The organism is Yoonia sp. MH D7, from assembly GCF_054439475.1.
Genome location: NZ_JBTJCF010000001.1, coordinates 911,606 through 936,925, shown reverse-complemented (window position 1 = coordinate 936,925; position 25,320 = coordinate 911,606). Strand labels below are relative to the sequence as shown.

The 25,320-nt window shown below is 56.9% G+C and carries 26 protein-coding genes and 1 tRNA gene; 16 read left to right on the top strand and 11 right to left on the bottom strand.

What is annotated here, in order from left to right; translation table 11 throughout:
- The first annotated feature begins 74 nt into the window (after positions 1-74).
- The 6 genes from lptF to rsmA are packed head-to-tail and all read left to right on the top strand — an operon-like array spanning position 75 to position 7,413.
- The gene (gene lptF, locus ACXLHR_RS04635) at positions 75-1,184 is read left to right on the top strand and encodes an LPS export ABC transporter permease LptF (RefSeq protein ID WP_458792469.1); all 1,110 of its coding nucleotides are present in this window, start codon (positions 75-77) and stop codon (positions 1,182-1,184) included.
- Positions 1,181-2,272, top strand: a complete 1,092-nt coding sequence (gene lptG / locus ACXLHR_RS04630) for an LPS export ABC transporter permease LptG (protein WP_458790363.1) — start codon at positions 1,181-1,183, stop codon at positions 2,270-2,272. The genes lptF and lptG overlap by 4 nt, the downstream gene beginning before the upstream one ends.
- Complete coding sequence (locus ACXLHR_RS04625) at positions 2,272-4,368, top strand: LPS-assembly protein LptD (RefSeq protein ID WP_458790362.1); 2,097 nt, start codon at positions 2,272-2,274, stop codon at positions 4,366-4,368. Before lptG ends, ACXLHR_RS04625 begins: the two co-directional genes overlap by 1 nt.
- A gap of 26 nt (positions 4,369-4,394) precedes the next feature.
- The gene (locus ACXLHR_RS04620; protein ID WP_458790361.1) at positions 4,395-5,609 is read left to right on the top strand and encodes a peptidylprolyl isomerase; all 1,215 of its coding nucleotides are present in this window, start codon (positions 4,395-4,397) and stop codon (positions 5,607-5,609) included.
- Positions 5,606-6,580, top strand: coding sequence for a 4-hydroxythreonine-4-phosphate dehydrogenase PdxA (pdxA, locus tag ACXLHR_RS04615; RefSeq protein WP_458790360.1), 975 nt, complete (start codon positions 5,606-5,608; stop codon positions 6,578-6,580). Before ACXLHR_RS04620 ends, pdxA begins: the two co-directional genes overlap by 4 nt.
- Positions 6,577-7,413 (top strand): 16S rRNA (adenine(1518)-N(6)/adenine(1519)-N(6))-dimethyltransferase RsmA, encoded by an 837-nt coding sequence (rsmA, locus tag ACXLHR_RS04610; RefSeq protein ID WP_458790359.1) that lies wholly within the window; start codon positions 6,577-6,579, stop codon positions 7,411-7,413. The genes pdxA and rsmA overlap by 4 nt, the downstream gene beginning before the upstream one ends.
- A gap of 591 nt (positions 7,414-8,004) precedes the next feature.
- On the opposite strand, the gene ACXLHR_RS04605 is transcribed toward rsmA, so the two are convergent.
- The 6 genes from ACXLHR_RS04605 to ACXLHR_RS04580 form a co-directional block, all read right to left on the bottom strand.
- Positions 8,005-8,559 carry a DUF4167 domain-containing protein gene (locus ACXLHR_RS04605; RefSeq protein WP_458790358.1) on the bottom strand — a complete coding sequence of 185 codons (555 nt, stop codon included), beginning with the start codon at positions 8,557-8,559 and terminating at the stop codon, positions 8,005-8,007.
- A 192-nt stretch (positions 8,560-8,751) separates the two neighbouring features.
- Entirely contained in the window at positions 8,752-9,552 is an 801-nt protein-coding gene (gene prmC, locus ACXLHR_RS04600) for a peptide chain release factor N(5)-glutamine methyltransferase (RefSeq protein WP_458790357.1), read from the bottom strand.
- Positions 9,549-10,607 (bottom strand): peptide chain release factor 1, encoded by a 1,059-nt coding sequence (gene prfA / locus ACXLHR_RS04595; protein WP_458790356.1) that lies wholly within the window; start codon positions 10,605-10,607, stop codon positions 9,549-9,551. Before prfA ends, prmC begins: the two co-directional genes overlap by 4 nt.
- 40 nt (positions 10,608-10,647) lie before the next feature.
- Positions 10,648-11,052, bottom strand: coding sequence for a DUF1499 domain-containing protein (locus tag ACXLHR_RS04590; RefSeq protein WP_458790355.1), 405 nt, complete (start codon positions 11,050-11,052; stop codon positions 10,648-10,650).
- Positions 11,053-11,067: 15 nt separating this feature from the next.
- Positions 11,068-12,069, bottom strand: coding sequence for an agmatinase (gene speB, locus ACXLHR_RS04585; protein ID WP_458790354.1), 1,002 nt, complete (start codon positions 12,067-12,069; stop codon positions 11,068-11,070).
- 11 nt (positions 12,070-12,080) lie between these two features.
- Positions 12,081-13,241, bottom strand: coding sequence for a M20 aminoacylase family protein (locus ACXLHR_RS04580; RefSeq protein WP_458790353.1), 1,161 nt, complete (start codon positions 13,239-13,241; stop codon positions 12,081-12,083).
- A gap of 61 nt (positions 13,242-13,302) precedes the next feature.
- Here ACXLHR_RS04580 and mazG point away from each other — a divergent pair, with 61 nt between their 5' ends.
- The gene (gene mazG / locus ACXLHR_RS04575) at positions 13,303-14,118 is read left to right on the top strand and encodes a nucleoside triphosphate pyrophosphohydrolase (RefSeq protein WP_458790352.1); all 816 of its coding nucleotides are present in this window, start codon (positions 13,303-13,305) and stop codon (positions 14,116-14,118) included.
- Positions 14,119-14,193: 75 nt separating this feature from the next.
- A complete protein-coding gene (locus tag ACXLHR_RS04570) occupies positions 14,194-15,198 on the top strand; it encodes a Fe(3+) ABC transporter substrate-binding protein (RefSeq protein WP_458790351.1) in 1,005 nt (334 codons plus the stop codon).
- 75 nt (positions 15,199-15,273) lie between these two features.
- Here the strand turns inward: ACXLHR_RS04570 and ACXLHR_RS04565 are convergent, their stop codons facing one another.
- From ACXLHR_RS04565 to ACXLHR_RS04555, 3 genes are read right to left on the bottom strand one after another with little or no spacing between them, the layout of a single operon-like run.
- Entirely contained in the window at positions 15,274-17,088 is a 1,815-nt protein-coding gene (locus tag ACXLHR_RS04565; protein WP_458790350.1) for an ABC-F family ATP-binding cassette domain-containing protein, read from the bottom strand.
- A gap of 5 nt (positions 17,089-17,093) precedes the next feature.
- Positions 17,094-17,855, bottom strand: a complete 762-nt coding sequence (locus ACXLHR_RS04560; protein WP_458790349.1) for a GNAT family N-acyltransferase — start codon at positions 17,853-17,855, stop codon at positions 17,094-17,096.
- 15 nt (positions 17,856-17,870) lie between these two features.
- A complete protein-coding gene (locus tag ACXLHR_RS04555; RefSeq protein WP_458790348.1) occupies positions 17,871-18,332 on the bottom strand; it encodes an outer membrane protein assembly factor BamE in 462 nt (153 codons plus the stop codon).
- A gap of 84 nt (positions 18,333-18,416) precedes the next feature.
- Here ACXLHR_RS04555 and ACXLHR_RS04550 point away from each other — a divergent pair, with 84 nt between their 5' ends.
- The 8 genes from ACXLHR_RS04550 (at position 18,417) to ACXLHR_RS04515 (ending at position 23,588) form a co-directional block, all read left to right on the top strand.
- Entirely contained in the window at positions 18,417-18,962 is a 546-nt protein-coding gene (locus ACXLHR_RS04550) for a YceD family protein (RefSeq protein WP_458790347.1), read from the top strand.
- A 163-nt stretch (positions 18,963-19,125) separates the two neighbouring features.
- The gene (rpmF, locus tag ACXLHR_RS04545; RefSeq protein WP_458790346.1) at positions 19,126-19,332 is read left to right on the top strand and encodes a 50S ribosomal protein L32; all 207 of its coding nucleotides are present in this window, start codon (positions 19,126-19,128) and stop codon (positions 19,330-19,332) included.
- A 16-nt stretch (positions 19,333-19,348) separates the two neighbouring features.
- The gene (gene plsX, locus ACXLHR_RS04540) at positions 19,349-20,422 is read left to right on the top strand and encodes a phosphate acyltransferase PlsX (protein WP_458790345.1); all 1,074 of its coding nucleotides are present in this window, start codon (positions 19,349-19,351) and stop codon (positions 20,420-20,422) included.
- Positions 20,423-20,449: 27 nt separating this feature from the next.
- Entirely contained in the window at positions 20,450-21,421 is a 972-nt protein-coding gene (locus tag ACXLHR_RS04535) for a beta-ketoacyl-ACP synthase III (protein WP_458790344.1), read from the top strand.
- Between the two features lie 95 nt (positions 21,422-21,516).
- Positions 21,517-21,816: an integration host factor subunit alpha gene (ihfA, locus tag ACXLHR_RS04530; RefSeq protein WP_458790343.1), complete on the top strand. Its 300-nt coding sequence runs from the start codon at positions 21,517-21,519 to the stop codon at positions 21,814-21,816.
- A gap of 8 nt (positions 21,817-21,824) precedes the next feature.
- Positions 21,825-22,319: a MerR family transcriptional regulator gene (locus ACXLHR_RS04525; RefSeq protein WP_458790342.1), complete on the top strand. Its 495-nt coding sequence runs from the start codon at positions 21,825-21,827 to the stop codon at positions 22,317-22,319.
- A 49-nt stretch (positions 22,320-22,368) separates the two neighbouring features.
- A tRNA-Pro gene (locus tag ACXLHR_RS04520) sits at positions 22,369-22,445 on the top strand.
- A gap of 60 nt (positions 22,446-22,505) precedes the next feature.
- Positions 22,506-23,588, top strand: a complete 1,083-nt coding sequence (locus ACXLHR_RS04515; RefSeq protein WP_458790341.1) for a 2'-deoxycytidine 5'-triphosphate deaminase — start codon at positions 22,506-22,508, stop codon at positions 23,586-23,588.
- 300 nt (positions 23,589-23,888) lie between these two features.
- On the opposite strand, the gene scpB is transcribed toward ACXLHR_RS04515, so the two are convergent.
- Positions 23,889-24,530, bottom strand: a complete 642-nt coding sequence (gene scpB / locus ACXLHR_RS04510; RefSeq protein WP_458790340.1) for an SMC-Scp complex subunit ScpB — start codon at positions 24,528-24,530, stop codon at positions 23,889-23,891.
- The gene (locus ACXLHR_RS04505; protein WP_458790339.1) at positions 24,523-25,317 is read right to left on the bottom strand and encodes a segregation and condensation protein A; all 795 of its coding nucleotides are present in this window, start codon (positions 25,315-25,317) and stop codon (positions 24,523-24,525) included. The genes scpB and ACXLHR_RS04505 overlap by 8 nt, the downstream gene beginning before the upstream one ends.
- Positions 25,318-25,320: the final 3 nt, after the last annotated feature.

Below are 25,320 nucleotides of genomic sequence, written 5' to 3'. Positions count from 1 at the left end.
ACTATCGGCTAGTTTGCACCAAATGTAAGGACTTGATCCAGGAGACACAGGGTTTGGCACGATTTGACCGCTATCTGCTGTCACAGCTGATGGTCCTATTCGGATTTTTCAGCCTTGTGCTGGTCATGGTCTATTGGATCAACAAAGCGGTCGTGCTGTTTGACCAGCTGATCGCCGACGGACAATCGGCAGCCGTTTTTCTAGAACTCAGCGCGCTGACCCTGCCCGCGGTGATCAAACTTGCACTGCCGCTCGCGTCATTCGCCGCTGCCGTCTATGTGACCAACCGCATGATATCTGAGTCCGAAATGGTTGTTGTGCAGGCCACCGGATTTTCCGCTTACCGTCTCGCGCGGCCAGTGGTTTATTTTGGACTCATCGTAGCGTTCATCATGTCGATCCTGACGCATTTCCTTGTGCCTCTGGCTTCCGCGCAATTAAACCTACGCAAAGACGAGTTGGCACAAAACATCACATCGCGCTTGCTGACCGAGGGGAAATTCATCGAACCTGCCGATGGCATTACCTTCTATATCCGCGACATCACCCCCGCTGGTGAATTGCGCGATATCTTTCTGTCCGACACCCGCGACCCCGCGCAATCCGTGACCTATACCGCCGCCAAAGCGTTTCTAGTGCGCGCCGACGACACAGCGCAACTGGTCATGATCAACGGTCTGGCCCAAACCCTGCAAGACGACGGTGCGCGGCTTTTCACCACCACATTCGAGGATTTCGCCTATGATATCGGCGAATTTCTAACCGTCGCCGCCAGCACACGGCTACGTGCCAGCGAGGCCACCACGGCCGACCTGCTGCGCGCCAGTGATACCTTGCAAGCAGCCACAGGTCAGACCAAAGCACAGTTAATCGCGCAGGCTCACGACCGCTTCGGTCAAGCACTTTTGGGGCTTGTCGGCGCACTCTTGGGCTTTTCAGCGCTGATGGTCGGCGGATTTAGCCGCTTTGGCGTCTGGCGGCAAATCGTCGGCGCGATCTTCCTGATCATTGTGGTCAAAGCGGTGGAAACTGCCGGGCTGAACCTCGCGCGCAGCAGCCCCGATCTATGGTTTGCGACCTACCTACCCACCGCTGTGGGTCTTGGCATCTCGTGGTTTCTGCTTTTCGCAGCCACACGCCCTTATCTTTTCAAGCGGCGACCTGCGATGCAGGTGACCTCATGATACTCCACCGCTATTTCGCCAAACGGTTCCTGACGACGTTCCTCGGGGTATTTGGCGTATTCTTTTTGATCATGGTCTTCCTTGATATGGTCGAACAGCTACGGCGCTACAGCAAACTCGACGCAACCTTTGGCGATATCCTCACGCTGACGCTGCTCAACGTGCCACAAGGGATATACCAAATCCTGCCGCTGATCATGATCCTCTCAACCATCGCCCTTTTCCTCGGACTGTCCCGCTCGTCAGAACTGGTCGTGACCCGCGCTGCCGGACGCTCCGCGCTCATGTCATTGATCTCGCCACTGCTTATGGCGCTGACCATTGGCATTCTGGCGGTCAGTTTTATCAACCCGATCGTCGCCAGTACGTCGCGCCACTACGAAGTCCGCAGCGATGAACTTGCGGGCAACGGGTCGGTACTAACATTCGGATCCTCCGGTCTATGGCTGCGGCAAGGCAACGAAGACGGGCAAACCGTGATCCGCGCAGAGCGTGCAAACCTCGATGGCACTGTGCTGTCTAAAGTCAGCTTTATCAGCTTTACGGCCCAAGGTCCGGTACGGCGCATCGAGGGCGACAGCGCCGCGCTGACCACAGGCGCATGGGTGGTGCAAAACGCCAAAAGCTGGCCACTTGGCGGCAACGTGAACGCCGAAGCCGCAGCCACACTGCACGCCACGCTCGAGATTCCGTCGAGCCTGACCGCCGCTGAAATCCGCGACAGCTTTGGCACCCCCTCGTCAATCCAGATATGGGATCTACCTGCCTTCATCGAACGTCTGCGCACCGCAGGTTTCTCGGCGCAACGCCACGAAGTCTGGCTGCAAATGGAACTCGCCCTGCCGTTATTCCTTGTCGCGATGGTGATGATCGGGGCCAGCTTTACCCTGCGCCACCAACGGGGCGGACGCACCGGCATGATGGTGCTACTGGCCGTTCTGGTTTCATTCGCCGTCTACTTCCTGCGCAATTTCGCGCAGATTCTGGGCGAAAACGGACAACTCCCCGCCATTCTCGCCGCTTGGGCGCCCCCCCTTGCCGCTATCGCCATATCACTTGGCATGCTCTTACACAACGAGGACGGCTGATGCGTTTTCTCTTTGCCTTCCTGCTACTGATCCCCACTCTCGCCTCCTCCCAAGGGGCCGCCACACTAGTGGCAGATAACGTAGTGATCGCAGGCCAAACCGAACTGATAGCCAGCGGCAATATCGAGGTTTTCTATGACGGAACACGGCTGCAAGCCTCACAAATCAACTATAATCAAGCGGGCGATGAACTGACAATCACAGGGCCAATCCTGATCAAAACCGCCGATGGCACCATCTTTACCGCCACCGCCGCAACCCTAGATCCCAAGCTTGAAAACGGCATCCTACGCGGTGCACGGCTGGTGCTTAACGAACAATTACAACTGGCTGCCACCCAAATCGACCGCGCTGACGGACGCTACTCGCAACTCTACAAAGTGGCCGTGACCTCCTGTCAGGTCTGCGGCAACCAAGCGCCCCTTTGGGAAATCCGCGCCGAAAAAATCGTGCATGACGAAGCGGCACAGCAGCTTTACTTCACCAACACCCAATTCCTGATCCGTGGCGTGCCTATCATGTGGCTACCCCAAGTGCGGCTGCCAGACCCGACGCTCGAGCGGGCCAGTGGGCTGCTGATCCCGGTTTTCAAAACCACCGACCAGTTGAGCACAGGCGTAAAAATTCCCTACTTCATCACATTAGGCGACAGCCGTGACCTGACACTGACGCCTTATGTGTCCAGCGCGACAACAACACTGGAGGCGCGCTACAGGCAGGCATTCCGCAACGGCGAAATCGAAATCAACGCCGCAACCAGCCGCGACTCCATTGTCAGCGACAACCGCGCATATGTCCTTGCCTCTGGCACATTCGATCTGGCCCGCGACTACACACTGACGTTTGACGTGCAATCCACCAGCGATGACGGCTACCTGCTCGACTACGACTACTCCGATCAAGACCGCCTCTTATCGCACGTCACCCTACAACAGGTCACACAAAACACCCTGAACCTCGCCAACCTGACATACTACCAAACCCTGCGCGATGACGAAGACAACGCGTCCTTGCCACCCATCATCGGCAGCTTCAGCCACGAGAGACGTCATAGCCTCGCCGCAGGTGGCACACTGACACTCAACACATCAGCCGATATGTTCTATCGGACCAGCAACACGTCAGGCGACGACGGCCGTGATATGTCTCGGATCGGCGCTCAACTTCAGTGGAGCCGCGACTGGATCAGCGCTGCGGGTCTCGTGACCACAGCCCGCACATCCCTGCAAAGCGACTATTTCACCGTGCAAGACGGCGGTGTAAATGACGATGACGGGCTGCGTACCACACCGGGGGTCGGGATCACGTTCACCTATCCGCTTGCGGCCACACCCCGCGCAGGCGCCCATCATCTGATTGAGCCAACCTTGGCGCTAAACTGGTCCGACAGCTACGGCATCACCCCGCCTAACGAGGACAGCACACGCTCCGAATTCGACCAGGCCAACCTGTTCAACGCCACGCACTTTGCAGGCGAAGACGCAATCGAAACCGGGCTGCGGGCCGCAGCAGGTATCAGCTGGACGCGCGTTGGTGTCAAAGGGGCTGCATCGACCCTGACGTTCGGGCGGCTGTTGCGCGACACCAGCAGCGGTGACTTCAACATCTCCTCAGGCCTCGACGGCACCGCGTCCGACTGGCTTGTGGCAGGGCAATACACCGCGCCCAACGGCTTCCATGTCGAGGCGCGCACGCTTTTTGATGATAATGCTCGGGTGACACGCGCCGCCACACGGCTCGGTTGGGACGCAGAAGACATCCAACTCACTGCCGCCTATATCTGGCAGGCCGCCGACGCCACCGAAAGCAGGCCCGACGCAGTCTCCGAATGGACCCTCGACACCGCACTGACACTGACCCCCACATGGAGCATCAACGTCGATACCCGCTACGATCTCGCCCAAGACGAACCTTCGACGGCAGGCTTCGGCGCAATCTACACAAACGAATGCGTGGTAGTCGACCTTTCGGTCTCGCGGCGCTATACCTCGTCGACAACGGTTGAACCCTCGACCAGCTATGGGGTATCAGTCACCTTAAACGGGTTCTCCGCTGCAAACAGCACCGCAGGATCACAGGCGAGCTGCTCGCCATAATGAACATTTTGAACAAGAGGCCGCACATGCGTAAACTTCCATTGATCGGTGCCTTCGTCGCTTTTGGTCTGACACTCGGCACAGGGCTCGCGGCACAAGATATCCGCCCCGTCATCACCGTGAACGACAGCGTGATCACCGCATTCGAACTTGACCAGCGGCAGCGTATGCTGGGCGTCTTCCGCACACCGGGTGACTTGGGCAAAGCGGCCCGCGACGGGCTGATCGAAGACCGGCTGAAACAGCAGGAACTGAACCGCTCAGGATTGCGGCTGTCGGACGAAAGCCTGCAAGCGGCGATGAACGATTTCGCAGAACGTGCCAACCTCACCCTCGATCAATTTATCACCGTACTTGGCAATAGCGGCATCGAGCAAGAAACACTGCGCGATTTTGTCGAGATCGGCATCACATGGCGGGACTATGTACGCGGTCGGTTCAATACCAAATCCAACGTCAGCGAAGCCGAAGTCACCCGCGCCATCGCACAGGCAGGCTCCGGCGGCTCCGAAATCGAAGTGCTGCTGACAGAAATCATCATCCCCGCACCACCACCGCAGGCTGCACAGGCCCAAGCCACCGCCGAGCGGATCAGCCAACTGACATCTACAGCCGCCTTTGAAGCACAAGCACGTCAGGTTTCCGCTCTGCCTAGCCGCGCCGACGGCGGACGCTTGGGCTGGTTGCCACTCTCGAACTACCCCCAACAGTTGCACGGACTGATCCTGTCACTGAGCCCCGGCGATGTGACTGCACCGATCCCAATTCCCAACGGCATTGCGCTGTTTCAACTGCGCGCCCTGCGTGAAGTCGCGGCTGCAAAAATTGCCCCGACCTCCATCGACTATGCGACATACTACATTGCGGGCGGACGCTCCGAGGCGGGCCTGCGCGCCGCGGCCACGCTGAAAAACAACATCGACACCTGCGATGATCTCTATGGACAAGCACGCGGCCAATCCCCTGATGTATTGGACCGTCAAGACCGCAGTCCCGCCGAGATCCCGCAAGACGTCGCACTTGAACTCGCACGGCTTGATGCAGGCGAATCCTCCTTCAACCTGACCTCCGCTGACGGACAAACCCTCATGTTTATCATGATGTGCGGGCGTACCAATGCCGCCGCAGACGGGGCCGACCGCGACGCCGTGCGCTCCCAATTGCGCAGCCAACGCCTTGCCAGTCACGCCGAAGCGCTGCTCGAAGACCTGCGCTCCTCAGCCACGATCACCACACGATGAGCCACGCAAAACCGATTGTGATCAGCTGCGGCGAACCCGCAGGCATCGGCCCCGAAATCGCTTATAAAGCGTGGGAAACCTTACGCGACGAGATACCCCTGCTGTGGATCGGCGACATCACGCATCTGCCCGCAGGGTCCCGCGCCACGGCACTCGACGACCCTGCGCAAGCCACCGCGCTAAGCGCAACATCCTTGCCGGTTTTACACCGCGACTTGGGCGCACCCGCCGTGGCTGGCGAACCAAATCCCGCCCACGCACAGGGGGTCATCGACGCGATTGCTGATGGTGTGGCTCTTGTGCAATCAGGCACGGCACGCGCCATCTGCACCGCACCAATCCACAAAGCAGCGCTAATCAATGGCGCCAATTTCGGCTACCCTGGACACACCGAATACCTCGCAGCACTGGCCAACACCGACCGCGTGGTGATGATGCTCGCGAGCGACCTGCTGCGCGTAGTGCCTGTCACCATCCACATCGCGCTCGGTCAAGTCAGCACGCAGCTCACCGCCAGTCTGCTGACCGATACCCTGCTGATCACCCACGCGGCCATGCGGCGCGACTTTGGCATTAAAAACCCGCGCATCGCCGTGGCTGGCCTGAACCCGCACGCTGGCGAAGACGGTAAAATGGGCACGCAAGAAATCGACCTGATCATCCCCGTCCTGAACGCATTGCGCGATCAGGGCATGACCCTCATCGGTCCGCTCTCCGCTGACACCATGTTCCATGCAGCCGCACGGGCAACCTACGACGTCGCCGTGTGTATGTATCACGACCAAGCGTTGATCCCGATCAAGACCCTCGATTTTTCTGGCGGAGTAAACGTGACGCTTGGCTTACCATTTGTGCGCACCTCACCCGACCACGGCACCGCATTCGATATCGCAGGCAAAAACTGCGCCGACGCGACCTCTATGATCGCCGCAATCCGCACGGCTGCCAAAATGGCTGACGCCCGCACATGAGCATTGATTCCCTGCCCCCCCTGCGCGACGTCATCGTAAGACACGACCTCGCAGCCAAAAAATCTCTCGGGCAAAATTTCCTGCTCGACCTGAACCTGACCGCCAAAATCGCGCGGCTCGCAGGCGACCTCTCAGGCTCAGACGTCCTCGAAATCGGCCCCGGTCCAGGTGGCCTCACACGCGGGCTGCTGGCCGAAGGTGCACGCCGCGTTCTTGCGATTGAAAAAGACCCGCGCTGCATGCCCGTCATGGACGAAATCAGCGCCTCCTATCCGGGCCGCCTCTTCGCCATCAACGGCGACGCACTCGACGTCAACCCGCTCGAACACCTCACACCACCGATCAAAGTCGCAGCGAACCTGCCCTATAACGTCGGCACAGAACTCTTGGTCCGCTGGCTCACGCCACCTGAATGGCCACCGTTCTGGACCAGCCTCACCCTGATGTTTCAACGCGAAGTCGCCCAACGCATCGTCGCCCAGCCGGGCACCAAAGCTTACGGACGGCTTGCCCTGCTGGCCCAATGGCGCACGGACCCGAAAATCGTGATGGACCTGCCACCCGAAGCCTTCTCGCCACCGCCAAAAGTATCATCCTGCGTGGTCCATCTCACCGCGCTGCCCGCACCACGTTTTGATGCCGACGCCGGCACGCTCAACCGCGTCGTCGCAGCTGCGTTCAACCAACGGCGCAAAATGCTTCGCTCGGCGCTCAAATCCGTCGACCCCGCGATTGAAGACCACCTCAACGCCGTGGGAATCAAACCAACCGAACGCGCCGAACAAGTCAGCCTCGAAGAGTTCTGCGCCTTGGCACGATCACTCAAAGGCTAACGCTTACGGGCCACAATCACCCGCATCGGACCGCGCGTCGGCAACATCTGCGCGCGCTCAGTCCCAAACCCTGCATCAAAAACATCTAATCTAACTGCGCTCAAGCCAGTGGTCCCTATCCGCGGCGCGTTCCCAAATATAATCAAACCTAAACCGGCAAGCGCAACAACCCTTGCTTCAAACAAGCGGATTTCGAAATAGACGCCCCACAATACGCCAGAACACTATGTAAATTTGGACAGCAACTACAACACGTTAGATGCAAGCGCCGCATCAAAGGGACCGCCCTCACTCGCTGCCGCCGCTTACACCCGAAAATGCACATTGGATATACCTGCCTGAATCGCAATCGAAACCATGCGCAGCAACAAGCCAGCACCTACAATCTGCCCTACATCTCCTGACAAACTAATGGCACTTAGTGCCACAGCCAATCTCCACCACATTGGCGGAATCAATAATTTAACTGTAAATCATTTCACTGAAAATCAGCCGAGCGACATATTTATCCGCAATCATACCCCAAACGTCATCATGGCCTAAGCCCACTCCGGCAATAAAAAAAGCCCCCCGTAATCGGAGGGCTCAAATTCATTCGGCCGCTTCCGGCGCTGGCTCCGCAGGCGGTTTTGGCTTGCGCTGACGTGGTTTTCGCACTGGCTTTGGCTTTTCTTGCGCCTCGGGCGTCTCTACCAAATCGGGCCCTGTCTCAGGCTGATCCGTCTCGGACGGATCATTTGACGCCGCTTCTTGGGCATCCAACCGCTCTTGCCGCTCACGGTCCCGCTCGGACTGGCGCTGACGGTTCTGCTCTTCCTGAGCCTCGCGTTCGCGGTCGCGTTCGACCTGACGCACACGGTTCTGTTCTTCTTGTTCGTCGCGCTTGGCATCAACCTCACGCTGGGCCTCGGCCTGCATACGCGTATAGTGCTCTGCATGCTGGGCAAAGTTTTCTGCATCCACACGGTCGCCCGACAAAACGGCGTCTCGGTGTAACTGGTTATACTTTTCAATAATCTGCTGCGGCGTGCCGCGCACCTTGCCATCAGGACCAGAGCTATCGAAAACCCGATTGATGATATTCCCGCCGGATGGACGGGTATTGCGGTTTTTATTGTTCCGCGACCGTGACTTCGATGATCTCATAAATGTGCTTCCGTCAAGCCCTGTGGCTTATGTTGCGCTTTTAAGTGGCCCGTTACATGCAAAGCACGTTCAAAGACCCAAGCGTTTTTTGGCAATAACCGCCGAGAGCGAGCATAAAGCTCTTCGTGCGATGGCTATCAAAAACCATGAAGTTCCGCGCAGTGCAAGTAAAAACTGGCAATTCTTCTCGATTTACGCGGTTTTCTGCCCCAAAACGACGCGATCACGGCGATCCAGGTCCGCGATGACGCGCACATCCTGTAATCCTGCATCAACCATCATGCGCGACACAGCCTGCCCTTGCGTCGGACCAATCTCAACCGCAAGCCACCCTGCCGACCGTAAATAGGGATCAAATCCCGCGACAATTGCGCGGTAACACAAAAACCCATCGGCACCATCTGTCAGCGCCATCTGTGGCTCGAACATCTGCACCTCACGCTGCAATCCGGCCATTTCATCCGCAGCGATATAAGGCGGGTTAGATACGATTAAATCAAACTCACCTTCCACCTTTTCAAACCAATCCGAACACACCAATCCTGCCCGATCACTTAAATCCAATGCCGCGACATTGCGCGCCGCCACATCCAGAGCCGCTCGAGAATAATCAACACCAATCCCTTTGGCACCATCCCGCGCTGCCAGTAACGACAATAATATACACCCGGAACCCGTGCCCAAATCCAGCACACGGCTGAATGGCAACGCCAAACACGCCGCAACCAAAGTCTCCGTATCAGGACGCGGATCCAAAACATCGGCTGTCACAAAAAACCGGTGGTCGTAAAAATCACGATACCCCAACAAATGCGAAATCGGCTCATGTTCCAATCGCCGCACCACCAAATTCTCAAACGCTGCCAAGCCCTCCGCATCAGGCTCGCCGTACTTGTAAGGCACAACCGAACCCCACAATAATCTCACTTCACGCGCCGCATTCTCAAACCCTGCAGCGCGCAATCTTGCTATCGCCGCCGCTTCGGGTGTCACGTAGCACCCATTTCCGCCAGCAATGTAGCCTGCGCATCCGCCTGCAACGCAGCAATCGTCTCATTCAGATCACCACCCATAACCTGCGCCAATGAATAAAGCGTTAAGTTGATCCGATGATCCGTCATACGCCCCTGCGGAAAATTATACGTCCTGATACGCTCTGAGCGATCACCCGACCCAACCTGCGCCTTCCGGTCCGCCGAGCGCTCACCATCAACCCGCTGCCGCTCCAGATCAAATAGCCGCGTCTTCAACACCTGCATCGCAATCTCGCGGTTCCGGTGCTGCGATTTCTCGGCACTGACCACAATAATTCCCGTTGGCAAATGGGTAATCCGAACAGCCGAATCGGTCGTGTTCACGTGCTGACCACCCGCCCCGGACGCGCGCATCGTATCAATGCGAATATCATTTGGCGAAATCTGCACATCGACATCCTCGGCCTCGGGCAATACCGCCACTGTCGCCGCAGAAGTATGAATGCGCCCGCCACTTTCGGTCTCAGGCACCCGCTGTACACGGTGCACACCGCTCTCGTATTTCATCTTGGCAAACACGCCATCACCGGCAATGCGCGCGACAACTTCCTTCACGCCGCCCAGCTCAGACAGGCTTTCTTCCAAAATCTCGAATTTCCAGCCCTGCGCCTCGGCATATCGTTGATACATGCGCAACAAGTCGGCCGCAAAAAGCCCCGCCTCATCACCACCCGTACCAGGTCTGATTTCCAACAGCGCAGGACGCCCATCGGCAGAATCTTTTGGCAAAAGCGCAATCTGCACCTCCTGCTCGGATGCCTGCAACTGATCGCGCAATTCGTAAAACTCGATCTCCGCCAATTCGCGCATCTCAGGATCGCGCATCATCGCCTCGGCCTCGGCCAACTGCTCCGCCAAATCGCGATACGCCGTCACCGTTTCAACAACAGGGCGCAACTCGGCATATTCACGACCCAAGGTGGCAATCTGAGCGCCCACATCCCCAGACGCCATCTTCGCCTCCAAATACTGGAAACGGTCAATAATCTGGGCAATTTTATCAGGTGCTATCATGGGCCCTCAAATGCGGGAAATCAGGTGCTGCGTCAAGCAATCATAGCGGACCAAGTGCTGCTAGCCACGCCAACACACGGGCCTTATTCACTCCCATATCCGACTTACCGTACACCAGATGTGCTTTAATCGTCAGCACACCATCCACGGCCGTCACTTGGCTCACATCAGGAAACCCAAACACGCGACTACGGGTCACAAATGTCAACGGCTGATCCGCCACCAGCACTGTGCGCGGCGTTGCCAACGCCACCTGCGTCAAACGGGCTAATACATCGTCACGCTCCCCTTCAAATTCACGCACAGCAACGTAACCACCGGTCAGATAACTATCCGCCACATAAACCTGCGCCACCTCGGGCACATCAACAGCAGCCAGCCGTACATAAACGGCCACTCCTACTAATAAGACCAAAATAGTTACGACAATGATAACAGTCTTCAAAACACATCCCTCACTTTACGAAACATCAACGTTCCCCATGCCATGAAATGGCATTTTCCTTTTATTCCATAATGCTAGACAGCAAAGCTCCATCGCAACATGCGCACCGGCCACCGCCGTCACATTGCCCGCATCATAAGGTGGCGACACTTCAACGACATCACCACCCACACAATTGATACCGGCTAAATCACGCAGTATCGCCGCGGCTTGCCACGACGCCAACCCACCCCAAACCGGCGTGCCCGTTCCGGGCGCAAAGGCAGGATCAAGCGCATCAATATCAAACGTCACATAAGTCGGCGCATCACCGACAATCTTTTTAACCTTATCAACGACATAACCGATACCTTTCGTATGTACGTCACGCGCATCAATATACGGCATCCCCAAATAATCGTCACATTCGGTACGAATACCAATCTGAACCGACCGGGTCACATCCACCAACCCCAGCTTCACAGCCTTATACATAAACGTGCCATGGTCGATGCGGTCCATATCATCATCAGCCCACAGATCGGAATGGGCATCAAACTGGATCACCGACAACGGACCATACTTCTCGGCATAAGCCCGCAAAATCGGTAGCGTAATAAAGTGGTCACCACCTAAAGTAACCGTCGCAGGTCCTTGATTAATAATAGTTTTTATATGCGCCTCAATCAGCGCAGGCACACCTGCAACATTGGCATAATCAAACGGCATATCGCCGTAATCGACGATCTCGAACTCGCTCAATGGATCAAAACCATCCCAACCATAAGGCGGATCATAAGGCTGCAACGTCGACGCCTCGCGGATTGCACGCGGGCCAAACCGCGTGCCCGGACGGTGCGTCACCGCTTGATCAAACGACACGCCCGTCACCACCAAATCAGCACCAGCCACATCCTTGGAATAGGCGCGGCGCAAAAACGAAGTGGCCCCGCTAAACGCATTTTCATAGGCTAATCCACGCCGATCCTTACGGGTAAATGCCAGATCAATCTGGGTTTTTGCGTCTTCTAGACTCATGATATCATTCCTTAAACAGGGAGCGCACGTTCAATTAAACGCGCAAAAAACGACGCACCCGCCGCCGCCGCCTCATCATCAAAATCATACTCGGGATGATGCAAACCCGCCGTATTACCGTTCCCGACAAACAAATACGATCCAGGGCGTTTCTCTAACAAAAACGCAAAATCCTCTGCGCCCATCTCTGGTCCAGAATCATCAATCACCCCCGCATCTCCGGCCACTTCACGCGCAATGCCCGCCGCAAACGCCGTGCGCTCAGGATCGTTGATCGTCGCGGGATAGCCCTCGTTATACACCAACTCCGCCTCGACCCCAAAACTGATTGCCGCGCCCGCGACAATCGCCTCAAGCCGCGCAATCACCATCTTCTGAACAGCACGATCAAAGGTCCGTACAGTCCCGTTAATAAACGCTTTTTCAGGTATAACATTATCCGCAGAGCCCGTATGAATCTGCGTCACAGAAATCACCAGATTGTCTTGAGAAAAATTATTGCGGCTCACAATTGTCTGGATCGCTTGTGCAATGCTCACCGCCGCCACCACCGGATCAATCGCCGCATGCGGCATCGCACCATGCCCGCCCTTGCCGACAATATGAATATCAAAATCATCCGCTGCCGCCATGATCGGACCGGGCGTGGTATAAAAATGCCCCACAGGCGTGTCCGGCGCGTTATGCAGCGCATAGACTTCCTGAATATCGAACAGGTCTAGAATCCCTTCTTTGACCATCACCTCACCACCGCCGCCCGATTCCTCTGCAGGCTGGAAAATCAAGGCAACACGGCCCTTAAAGTTGCGCGTCTCTGCCAAATACCGCGCCGCGCCCAGCAACATCGTCGTATGCCCGTCATGCCCGCAGGCATGCATTTTTCCGTCATAAATCGAGGCATAGTCCAACCCCGTTTCTTCCTGCATCGGCAACGCATCCATATCAGCCCGCAAACCGATCGTCGGCCCGTCACCCTGCCCCTCGATAATCGCGACAATCCCCGTGGTCGCAATGCCTTCATGAATTTCGGTTATGCCAAACTCACGCAACCGCTCCACCACAAAGGCCGCCGTCTGATGACACTCAAACATCAATTCCGGGATTGTGTGCAAATGCCTGCGCCATGCAGTCATGTCGGTGGTATAATCGGCGATACGGTTGATCACGGGCATTGCTGGCACTCCGGTTTTTAAAATTATAGGATCACTTGATAACATGTAGGAAGGCCACGCAATGGCAGATACGTTAATTCACGACCCGAACGGCGGTATGCCGCGGCTCCTCGAAATCATGCGGCGCCTGCGCGACCCTGAAACGGGCTGCCCTTGGGATATCGAGCAAACCTTCGACAGCATCGCGCCCTACACAATCGAAGAAGCCTACGAAGTCGCCGACGCCATTGCCCGTGGCAATTGGGATGATCTCGAAGGCGAACTCGGCGATCTTCTGCTGCAAACCGTTTACCACACGGCGATCGGCGCGGAAGCGGGCTATTTCGACTTTGAAAGCGTGGTCAAAGCGATCAGCGACAAAATGGTCGCCCGCCACCCGCATGTCTTTGGCGACGAATCACGCGACAAATCCGCTGAACAACAGACCCGCGACTGGGAGGCAATCAAAGCAGGCGAACGCGGCACCAAATCCCGCACCCTCGACGGGGTCGCCGCAGGTCTTCCCGCCCTCACTCGCGCGGTAAAACTGCAAAAACGCGCCGCCCGCGTCGGCTTCGACTGGCCCGATACTTCACATGTCCTCGATAAAATCATCGAGGAAGCAGGCGAATTAATCGAAGCCCGCGATACCCTCAGCCACGATGAAGTCACCGCAGAATTCGGCGACCTGATGTTTGTCATGGCCAATCTGGCGCGCCATCTGGACGTTGACCCAGAGGCAGCCGTGCGTGCCACAAACGCCAAATTTATACGCCGTTTCAATATGGTAGAAGACGCGCTGGCCTCTATAGGCAAGACCCCCGCTCAAAGTAACCTTGCCGAGATGGACGCACTTTGGGATCAGGCGAAACGCCACGAAACTAACCCGACTAAATAATTCAAGTATTGACCTGACTAAATAAGTCGGGTTTATAACGGCCAATAGCAACTCTCATAGATCAAGGCCAAACACATGACCCTTCGCACACTTCTTCTGTCGTCCGCCTGCGCCGCAATCGCAGCTCCTGCATTTGCCGACGTCAACGTCTACACCACCCGTCAGGCCGAGTTGATCCAGCCTGTTGTTGACGCCTTCACCGCCGAGACCGGCATCGTCGTTAACCTTGCCTATGTCAGCGATGGTCTTGTCGAGCGTCTGAAAGCCGAAGGCGCGCGCTCGCCTGCCGATCTTGTCATGACTGTCGATATCGCGAACCTGCAACAGATCGTCGACGCCGACGTGATCCAGCCGGTCGAAAGCGATGTATTGAACGCAGCAGTCCCTGAAACCCTGCGCAGCGCCGACAACCTGTGGTTCGGCCTCACAACACGCGCACGTATCGTCTACGCCAGCAATGAACGCGTCGCAGACGGTGAGGTCACGACCTACGAAGACCTCGCATCCGACAAGTGGGAAGGACGCATTTGCACCCGTTCCGGCCTGCACAACTACAACCTTGCGCTGCTGTCAGCGGTCATTGACCACGATGGCGAAGAAGGTGCCAAAACATGGGCCGAGGGCGTAAAATCCAACCTCGCCCGCAAACCTGAAGGCAATGACCGCGCACAAGTCAAATCAATCTGGGCCGGCGAATGCGATATCAGCCTTGGCAACACCTACTACATGGGCAAGATGCTTGAAGATCCGGAGCAGGCAGAATGGGCAAATTCCGTGCGTATCATTTTCCCGACCTTCGAAGACGGCGGCACACATGTGAACATCTCGGGCATTGCGATGACCAAAGCTGCACCAAACCGCGAAGAAGCACTGCAATTGATGGAATTTCTCGTATCCCCGACAGCGCAGGGCATCTACGCAGAATTGAACAGCGAATACCCCGTGCTTGACGGCGCACCTCTCTCCGACGTTGTGGAAAGCTGGGGCACCTTTACCCCAGACGCCGTGAAACTCGAAGATCTCGCAGCCCACCGTCCAGCTGCATTGCGCATCATGGAAGAAGTGAACTTCGACGGGTAAAAAAATTAGGGGCTTGGGGGACGCGCCCCCAAACCCCTAACATATTCATAATCCGAAAAAATCAGGTCGGCTCGATTAAGAGCCGGCCTTTTCTTCTAACGCAAGCCATTCTTCTTCCGCATCCGACAGCGACATCTGACGGGCTACCAGCGCATCAGAGGCGCGCTCGAATTTCGCAAACTGCTTGGTAAACAACTCAGGGTCCGAAAGGACCTCTTCCAGCTTTGCAATCTCGGCCTGCAACTTCTCCATCACAATCGGCAGCTCTTCCAAGCGATGCTTTTCCGTGAATGACAACGTTGTTTTACGCGCCACACTACCCGCTTGCTTGCCACCTTTGGACAATTGCTTGCCCACCGATTTTTCCGGTACAGGCAAACTATCAGACCGCTGCTGCTGATAATCCGTCCACCCACCAGCATAAGCCACTGCCTGACCATTGCCCTCCATCGCGATTGTCGTGGTCGCGACGCGGTCCAGAAAATCACGGTCGTGGCTGACCAACATCACAGTGCCATCATAATCGCCCAAAATGTCCTGCAACAGATCCAGCGTCTCGATATCCAGATCGTTTGTCGGCTCGTCAAGCACCAGCACATTGCTTTCGCGCGCCATCAGACGGGCCAGCAACAATCGCGCTTTTTCGCCACCAGACAGCGACCGCACAGGCGCGCGCGCTTGCGCTTCATCAAACAAAAACTCTTTTAGATAGCCGACAACATGCTTGGGCGTGCCGCGCACCATCACCTGATCAGACTTGCCAGACGCGCCCAGCACCGGATCCGACACCAAACTTTCCCAAAGCGTCAGGTTCGGATCCAATGCGGCCCGCGCCTGATCAAATACCGCGATATCAAGGTTCGTGCCGAGCTTGACCACACCCTCATCGGGTTGAATTAAGCCCAGTAACATATTGAGAACAGTGGTTTTTCCAACGCCATTTGGACCAACGAACGCCACGCGATCACCACGGTTGATCGTCAGATCAAAGCCCTTCACAATCTGCTTGCCGTCAAATGTTTTGACCAACCCGGTGGCCTCAACCACCTTCTTACCAGAGGTCGAACCGCCATCAAACGCCATTGCTGCCGTGCCTTGCCGCATGATCTGGCTCGACTTTTCCGCCCGCAAATCGGCCAAAGCACGCACGCGCCCTTGGTTGCGCTTGCGCCGTGCAGAAATACCCTCAACAGCCCAACGGGCCTCGGCTTTAATCTTGCGGTTCAGCTTGTGACGTTGCTGGTCTTCTTCTTCCCACAGCTTGTCACGCCACTCCTCGAACCCGTCAAACCCCTCTTCGGCGCGGCGCACTTGGCCGCGATCAATCCAAAGGGTGGCGCGGGTCAGGTTGCGCAAAAACGCCCTATCGTGCGAGATCAGCACAAACGCCGCGCGGGTCGATTTCAACTCGGCTTCAAGCCATGCAATCGCTTCAATATCCAAATGGTTCGTCGGCTCGTCGAGCAACATCAGCTCGGGCGCTTCGGCCATTAGTTTCGCCAAGGCCGCGCGGCGACGCTCCCCACCAGAGGCGGTCTTGGGGTCACCCATCGGGTCAAACTTCAACCCTTCGGCCACCATATCCACGCGGTAGGCTTCATCGTCGGGCAGCCCGCTGGCGGCATACTCGCCCAGCGTGGCAAAACCCTCCATCGTCGGGTCTTGCTCCATATAGCCCACGGACACGCCAGGGCTTGCAACCCGCGAGCCATTATCGGCCTCGATCAAACCCGCCATGACTTTCATCAATGTGGATTTGCCGGACCCGTTTCGGCCCACAAGCGCGACACGGTCGCCGCCTTGCACGACCAAAGACAGGTCTTCAAATACAGGATCCCCCCCAAATGTGAGGGCGATGTCGGACAGTTGTAATAAGGGTGCTCTTGCCATGCGCGTCAGCTAATGCGCGGCGCGCGATTGTGCAAGCCCCCCTGATCCTCGTGGCCGGTCTGGGCCACCATACGGCGCAACGATTTCACACGCGCTTCTGGTATCGCGGCAATCTCGACACCGATAAATACATGCATCGTGCCAAGCTCGCGATCAAATACCAGATGATCACTGACAAACCCGCCCAATCCCAGATACGTGCGTAGCAATTGTGGCATCTGGACAAAGGCTCGCTTCGGATCAAACGGTTCATTAAAAATTTCAGATAACGCTTTATGATCAACATCTTTCGGGGTGATCTTAATCTTACCCTGATATCCGTGATATAGATGTGCAAACGCATCGGCATACAGCGCCGGATCACTCCCGTGGAAACTCGCACAACCAAATAAATACGTCACACCATGCAGATCTACCAACCGCGTGATCACAGCCCAAGCCTGCTGTAAAATATCAAACGAGGCCCCGTTACCCTTCAGACAGAATCGACCCACCTCTAATGTCGGGCCACACATCGGACCAAAATCATAAAACCGGCCGGTGTAAGTTTGCCCGAAATCCGCTCCATCCGGCAGCACGCGTAGACGCAACGTGCCAACCAGCACGCCTGCGCGTTCAATCATCACATGTTCAAAATTCGTATCAAACGGATCAACATCCAGCCCCGCTCGTCCGTGAAAACACGAATGCCGCAAACCCTGACATGCCGCGATATCAGCAGGGCTTTGCGCCATGCGGGCCGTCGCAGGGCTAGCGGCTGCGGTCACCGCCGCACACCCGACCTAGCCTTCGCCGAGGAAATCACTGGCGTTAACCTGACCAAAGCTGCCAAGCAACTGACGCACAAACGACGAATCGCGTACTTTATTGTCGGTCACACGTCGCGACAGCACGATCACATTGCCATCTTGCAGACCAAACGTCTCGATATTGCTGACCACACCATTAGCATCAAAGCTGATCGCCAGCACTTCGCGTGACACCTCAACAGGCGCCATCGCACCGAAATGGCGGAACTTGCTGGTCACATAATAGAACCCGCTGTCATCCAGAATCCCGCCCGACGTAGGCGGCCCGATGCTTAACCTCACAGATTCGCGCGTATCAACGCCCACTGCCACCAGCGCCAGATCTTCGGGCGGCGGTAAATATCCATGACTGCGCACCACCGGCGAACAGGCCATTGCGCCCAACAATGCAAGCACAGCCGCGCCGCGTATAACCTTATGTGACCTGCTGACCATTCGACTGCCCCCTTGCGCATACGATCTATGCCTTTTATCCCACCTACATCATGCAGCCCTACTTGTTCAAGAATGGAAGCACACTTGTCTGATTTGCCCACATCACATCTGCGTCTGTCCGATCTGGCATCACGCAAAGCAACCCCGTTCAATTTGGCACCAAATACCAACGAACGCATGGCGATTGCCGCCGCTTTGGGAATCGTTGCAATCAAAAAGCTCACATTTACCGGCACAATCACGCCGGTGGGCCGCACCGACTGGAATTTGCGCGGCACGTTGGGCGCGACAGTCGTACAAGACTGCGTCGTCACGCTTGCCCCCGTGACCAGCCGTGTCGACGACCCCGTGCAACGCACCTATATGGCCGACGTGGCCCAGATCGAAGAACCGGAGGTCGAGATGACCGCCGACGAAAACATCGAACACCTGCCCACCAGCATTGACCTCTATAGCGTGCTAATCGAGGCCTTATCCCTTGGCATGCCTGCCTATCCGCGTGCGCCGGACGCCGAACTCGGTGACGCCGTTTTCGCAAAAAGCGGGATCGCGCCGATGACCGATGAAGACGCAAAACCATTTGCGGGCCTCGGTGACCTTCGCAAGGCCTTGGAAAGCAAAGACGAATAGACTATCACCAAATCAATCGCAAAAAGGGTTGCCTCCATACGTTTTCGCAGTATGTTCGCGGCCTGATTTACTTCTAGTCTCGACAGGCTTGCCGCAATCGTATAGGCGGCCCCAAAGACTTCTTCACACGGGCCACGTTGCCCACTTATCATAGGGTTGAGACATGGCCGTCCAGCAGAATAAAGTATCCAAATCCCGTCGCAACAACCGTCGTTCGCACGATGCACTTGTTGCCGCTAATCCAAACGAATGTGACAACTGTGGCGAGCTTAAGCGCCCGCACCACGTTTGCCCATCTTGCAACCACTACGCCACGCGTGAAGTGATCGTCGCAAAAACAGACGTCGATCTGGACGAAGACGCAGCGTAAGCTGTCGTCACCTGATATGACCCCATCCACAACGGACCATCCTGCGGCAACCGCACATGTGATCTCTGTTGATGCGATGGGTGGCGATAAAGGGCCCGCAGCTGTTGTTGCGGGCCTTTCGCTGTTTTTCAAAGAAAACCCTGATGCCCGCGCGATTTTACATGGCCCGATAGCAGACTTGACCGCGTTGTTGACCAAACACCGGATCGCCGACCGCGTAACTGTGCATAATGCCGATGACGTTGTGAAAATGACCGATAAGCCCAGCAATGTGCTACGCCACGGCAAAGGCACCTCTATGTGGTCGACCATCGACGCGGTGCGCAACCACGAGGCAGCCGTCGCCGTCTCTTGCGGCAATACCGGCGGTCTGATGGCGATTTCCATGCTGCGCCTGCGCAAAGCCGAGGGCGTGAATCGGCCTGCAATCGCCTGCCTCTGGCCATCGCGCAACCCTGCGGGCTTCAATGTAATGCTCGACGCTGGCGCTGATATCCGCGCCGATCAGGACGATCTTTTGACCTACGCCCTCATGGGCGCCTCCTACGCACGCAACGGGCTCGACATCGAGCGTCCACGCATAGGGCTGCTCAACGTCGGCACCGAAGAACACAAAGGCCGCGCCGAATTGAAAGTCGCCCACGAGATGATCGGGGACGCGGCGGAAAAAGGCGAATATGAATACATCGGATTCGTTGAGGGCGGCGACATCCCTTCTTCGCGCGTCGATGTTATCGTCACCGACGGGTTCACCGGCAATGTGGCGCTGAAAACCGGCGAAGGTACTGCCACACTGATCTCCGACCTGCTGCGCGAATCACTGATGAAAACACCCTTCTCCATGCTGGGCGCTTTGCTCGCAAAATCCTCGCTCAAGCGGTTGCAGCACAAAATCGACCCGCGCCGCGTCAATGGCGGGGTGTTCTTGGGCTTGAATCAAACCGTCATCAAGAGCCACGGCAGCGCCGATGCCACAGGGATTGCTGCCGCTTTGTCCCTCGCTTATCATCTGGCACAATCGGGATTCTCCGACAAATTGGCCGCACGGGTTGCATCTGCGGCGACGCTTGCGCAAGATACCCCCAAATAACCCCCCGCCCCAAACGGATCAGCAAAAATGACACGTCGTGCAGTTGTAATTGGTGTCGGGCATTATCTTCCCGACCGGATCGTCTCAAACGCCGAGTTTGAAAAAACCCTTGATACCACCGACGAGTGGATCAAATCGCGCTCTGGCATCGAGCGGCGGCATTTTGCTGCCCCTGACCAAGCGACCTCAGACCTTGCCGCCATTGCCGCCCAAAACGCGCTGGACATGGCGGGGCTGGGTGCAAACGACGTGGACGCAATCATCGTTGCCACATCGACCGCCGACTTCACCTTCCCTTCAGCCGCCACAATGGTGCAGGCCAAAATCGGCAACACCACGGGCTACGCCTTTGATGTGCAAGCCGTTTGCGCAGGATTCGCCTTTGGGCTCGCCAATGCAAACGCGCTGATCGTCTCGGGACAGGCAAACCGCGTGATGGTCATCGGCGCCGAAACCTTCAGCCGAATCATGGACTGGACCGATCGCGGCACCTGCGTGCTTTTCGGCGATGGCGCAGGCGCAGTCCTGTTAGAGGCACAAGACGGCACCGGCAGCACCGATGACCGCGGAATCCTCTCCACCGACCTTAATTCCGACGGCACCTACCGTGACCTGCTCTATGTCGACGGCGGCGTATCGACGCAGACGACGGGTGTATTGCGCATGCAAGGGCCGGAAATCTTCAAACACGCCGTCGAAAAACTGGCCCAAACCGCCCATACCGCCTTGGATAAAGTCGGGCTTGGCGCTGACGACGTCGATTGGGTCGTGCCGCATCAGGCCAATATCCGCATCATCAAATCCACCGCGCGCAAACTGGGCGTTGGCATGGACCGCGTGATTGTGACGGTGCAAGACCACGGCAATACCTCTGCGGCCTCTATACCACTGGCCCTGTCCATCGGTGTCGCAAGCGGAAAAATCAAGAAAGGCGACCTGGTCGTGACCGAAGCCATCGGCGGCGGCTTGGCTTGGGGCGCGGTTGTGCTGCGCTGGTAGTAAAAAAAAACGCCCTGAATTCCGCCCTTTAAGCCCTTGTTATTGACTCTTAATTTGTCCCTGACTTATGGTCGGGTATATTTCAGGGGGAAATCATGGCTGACAAGACACTAACGCGCATGGATCTAGCAGATGCTGTGCACACACAAGTGGGACTTTCACGTAACGAAAGTGCAGATCTGGTCGAAAGCGTGCTTGCGCATGTTTCAGACGCATTGGTCGACGGACAAAGCGTCAAAATTTCGTCTTTTGGCACCTTCTCGATCCGCGAAAAAGCAGCGCGCGTGGGCCGCAATCCAAAAACAGGCGAAGAGGTGCCAATCCACCCGCGTCGCGTTTTGACATTCCGCCCCTCCAATCTGATGAAAGATCGGGTTGCTTCCGGCAATAAATAGGACAGCACATGGCCAAATCTCGCGACGCATTTCGCACCATTAGCGAGGTTTCCACCGAGCTGGATATCCCCACGCATGTGTTGCGATTCTGGGAAAGCAAATTTACGCAAATCAAGCCCGTGAAACGCGCGGGCGGGCGGCGCTATTACCGGCCAGAGGACATTGCATTGCTCTCGGGCATCAAGGTTCTGCTGCACGAACAAGGGATGACGATCAAAGGCGCACAAAAACTGCTGCGCGAAGAAGGCGTGAAACCTGTTCTGGCCCTTAGCGAGACATTGACTCCGCCGCAGCCAGCACCAGTTCGCGAAGATCCCGTACCAATCGCGGCTGTGCCAACGCCCGTCCCTGCACCACGCCCTGCAGCGTCTGAAATTGCGCCCACGTCGATGTTAAGCCTGATTGCTGTCGTCGATCACGCGAAAATCACAGCAAATGCTGACAAGATCGCCCCACTATTGGCCCGCCTTGAAAAACTGCGCGACAGCTTGCGGGCGGCATAGGCATTTGGGCCTTGCCTGCCCCCGCAAATCAGTTATGAACACCGCCAGTCGGGCTATAGCGCAGCCTGGTAGCGCGTCCGTCTGGGGGACGGAAGGTCGCAGGTTCGAGTCCTGCTAGCCCGACCAAACAATCGCCCGTTTGTGCAGCCGCACAACGGGCGTTTTTGTATGTCAAAAGGATGAACAATGTGTAAATCAGGCGTCCTGTCGGACCACCAGCTTCGCGGTATGATCGCAGATGGCAGCATCTGTGCCTCCGAGCCGATCGAGGCAGGCCAAGTTCAACCTGCTTCGCTTGATCTGCGCCTTGGCGACACGGCCTACCGTGTGCGCGCGTCCTTTCTTGCGGGACGAACCCGCACAGTTGTTGAACGGCTGGCAGACTTTCAAATGCACGCCATAAACCTTACCCGCGGCGCGGTTTTGGAAAAAGGCTGCGTCTATGTGGTCCCGCTGCTCGAATCTCTGGCCCTGCCTGCGGGTGTAACCGCCGCTGCCTCTGCCAAATCCTCAATCGGACGACTGGATTTACTGACCCGAATCATCACCGATCACGGCGTCGAATTTGACCGCGTCCCCGAAGGCTACACAGGCCCACTCTACGTCGAAATTTGCCCACGTTCGTTTTCGGTTGTCGCCAGCAAAGGTCAAATGCTCAACCAGATCATTTTCCGCCAAGGTAAAACCATCATGTCCGACGACGCGTTGCGGGCCTTGCACGCAGCAACCCCCATCGTATCCGGCGACGCGGTCATCTCTGACGGTCTGGGGTTTTCGGTTGATTTGAAACCGGAAAACGGCACGCTGGTCGGCTACCGCGCCAAACCGCATACCGGCGTGATTGATCTGTCAAAACTCAACCACTACGACCCCTCGGAATATTGGGAAGAGGTCCACAGCAAAGACGGATGGATCATCCTTGATCCCGGCGCATTTTATATTCTAGTCAGTCGCGAATCGATTGTGATCCCTCCCATGCAGGCCGCGGAAATGGCCCCCTATCTTGCCATGGTTGGCGAGTTTCGGGTGCATTACGCAGGCTTCTTTGATCCCGGCTTTGGTTACGCAGAGGCTGGCGGAGCAGGCTCGCGCGGTGTGTTAGAAGTGCGCTGCCACGAAGCGCCGTTTGTTTTGGAACACGGGCAAGTTGTCGGACGTCTGGTCTATGAACATATGGCCGCAATGCCGCAAGCGCTTTACGGACGCGAAATAAAATCCAACTATCAAGGTCAAGGGCTCAAGCTTTCAAAACATTTTGCAGTACCCTAGATAATATTATACCTGCGAGCCGCAGCGCAGCATTGTTGTGACCGTGCCACCCTGCCCTAGTTTCCGTTATAACAGTCAACGCCCACTAGGCTTCCAATCACACCCGTGACAGTTGGCACGATTGCTGCACTCCACAATGGTTGCCGAATAATCTGTCATGACACAGTGTAACGGCATCGGGATCTCACGATTTCCGATTGTGCTAAATGCACAAGTCAACAGTCCGAGGCTTTATTCAATCTCGTCACTGGCTGGCACCCAAGGCAAAAGCCGCCAAAACCTCCGGAAAACGATCAGCTTTTAATGATCTTCGAACATGTCAGTCTGGTCGTCGTCATCGTCTTCGGCGTCCTGTGCCTCCAGCGCGGTGCCCGGAGGCGGACGGTTTTCCAGCAGGCCAGCGGCGCGCAGTTCTTTGAGGCCCGGCAGGTCACGCGCGCTTTCAAGGCTAAAGTGATCGAGGAATCCTTGGGTCACAACAAAGGTCACAGGCCGCCCCGGTGTCATGCGGCGCCGACCGATCCGCACCCAATCCAGCTCGATCAGTTGATCGACCGTGCCCCGACTGACAGAGACGCCTCTGATTTCTTCGATTTCGGCGCGGTTGACGGGTTGGTGGTAGGCGATGATCGCCAGTGTCTCAATCGCAGCGCGCGACAGCTTGCGGGTCTCAACGGTTTCTTTTTGCATCAGAAACCCAAGATCGCCAGCGGTGCGAAACGCCCAAGCATCGCCAATCTTGGTGAGGTTCACGCCGCGCCCCTCGTAGCGTTTGCGCACATGAGCCAAGGCCGCGGCAGGGTCACAGCCGTGGGGCATCCGTCCGATCAGTTCGGTGACAGAAACCGGCTCGGCGGTGGCAAAGAGGATCGCTTCGACCATGCGTTCTTGCTCGCCCATCGGGGGCGCTTCAAACAGGCTGTCATTGGGGGGATTAGCCATCGCGGGGCTCCCTTTTGCGGATATGAATGGGGGCGAAAACATCGGCCTGTCGTATGTCGACCTTGCCCTCTTTGACAAGTTCCAGCGAGGCCGCAAAGGTCGCGGCGGTAGCAGAGCGGCGCTTGACGGGGTCGAGTTCCCAGCCTTCGGGAAGGTAGCTGACGATATCGGTCCAGTCGCCTGCAAAGCCGATCAGGTGGCGCATACGGGCCAGCGTTTCTTCCATCGTCATGACGCTTTCGCGGTCCAGCACAAAGGGGCGAAAATCGTCGCGGGTGCGGATGCGGGCGTAACCTTGCATCAAATCGAGTAGGCTTGCGGTATAGGTGACGCGGCGCACGCGCTGCACGTCCTCGGTGACGCCGCGCGCAAAGAAATTACGCCCCAACTGGTCGCGTGCCATGAGCCGCGCAGCCGCGGTACGCATGGCCTCCAGCCGTTCGAGTTGGAAGGCAAGATGTGCGGCGAGGTCTTCGCCTGAGGGGCCTTCCTCGGATGGATCAGGGGGCAGAAGCAGGCGCGATTTGAGGAAAGCGAGCCATGCGGCCATGACGAGGTAGTCGGCAGCAAGTTCGAGGCGCAGTTTTTTGGCCTGTTCGACAAAGGCGAGATATTGCTGCGCCAAAGCGAGGATCGAGATTTGGCGTAAATCGACTTTTTGTGTGCGAGACAGGGTTAACAGCAGGTCGAGCGGCCCTTCAAAGGCGCCGACATCGACGATCAGAGCCTCGGAGGCCTGTCGTTCGGCGACCGATTGCGCGTCTTCTTGGAAAATGCTGTTAGTCACTTG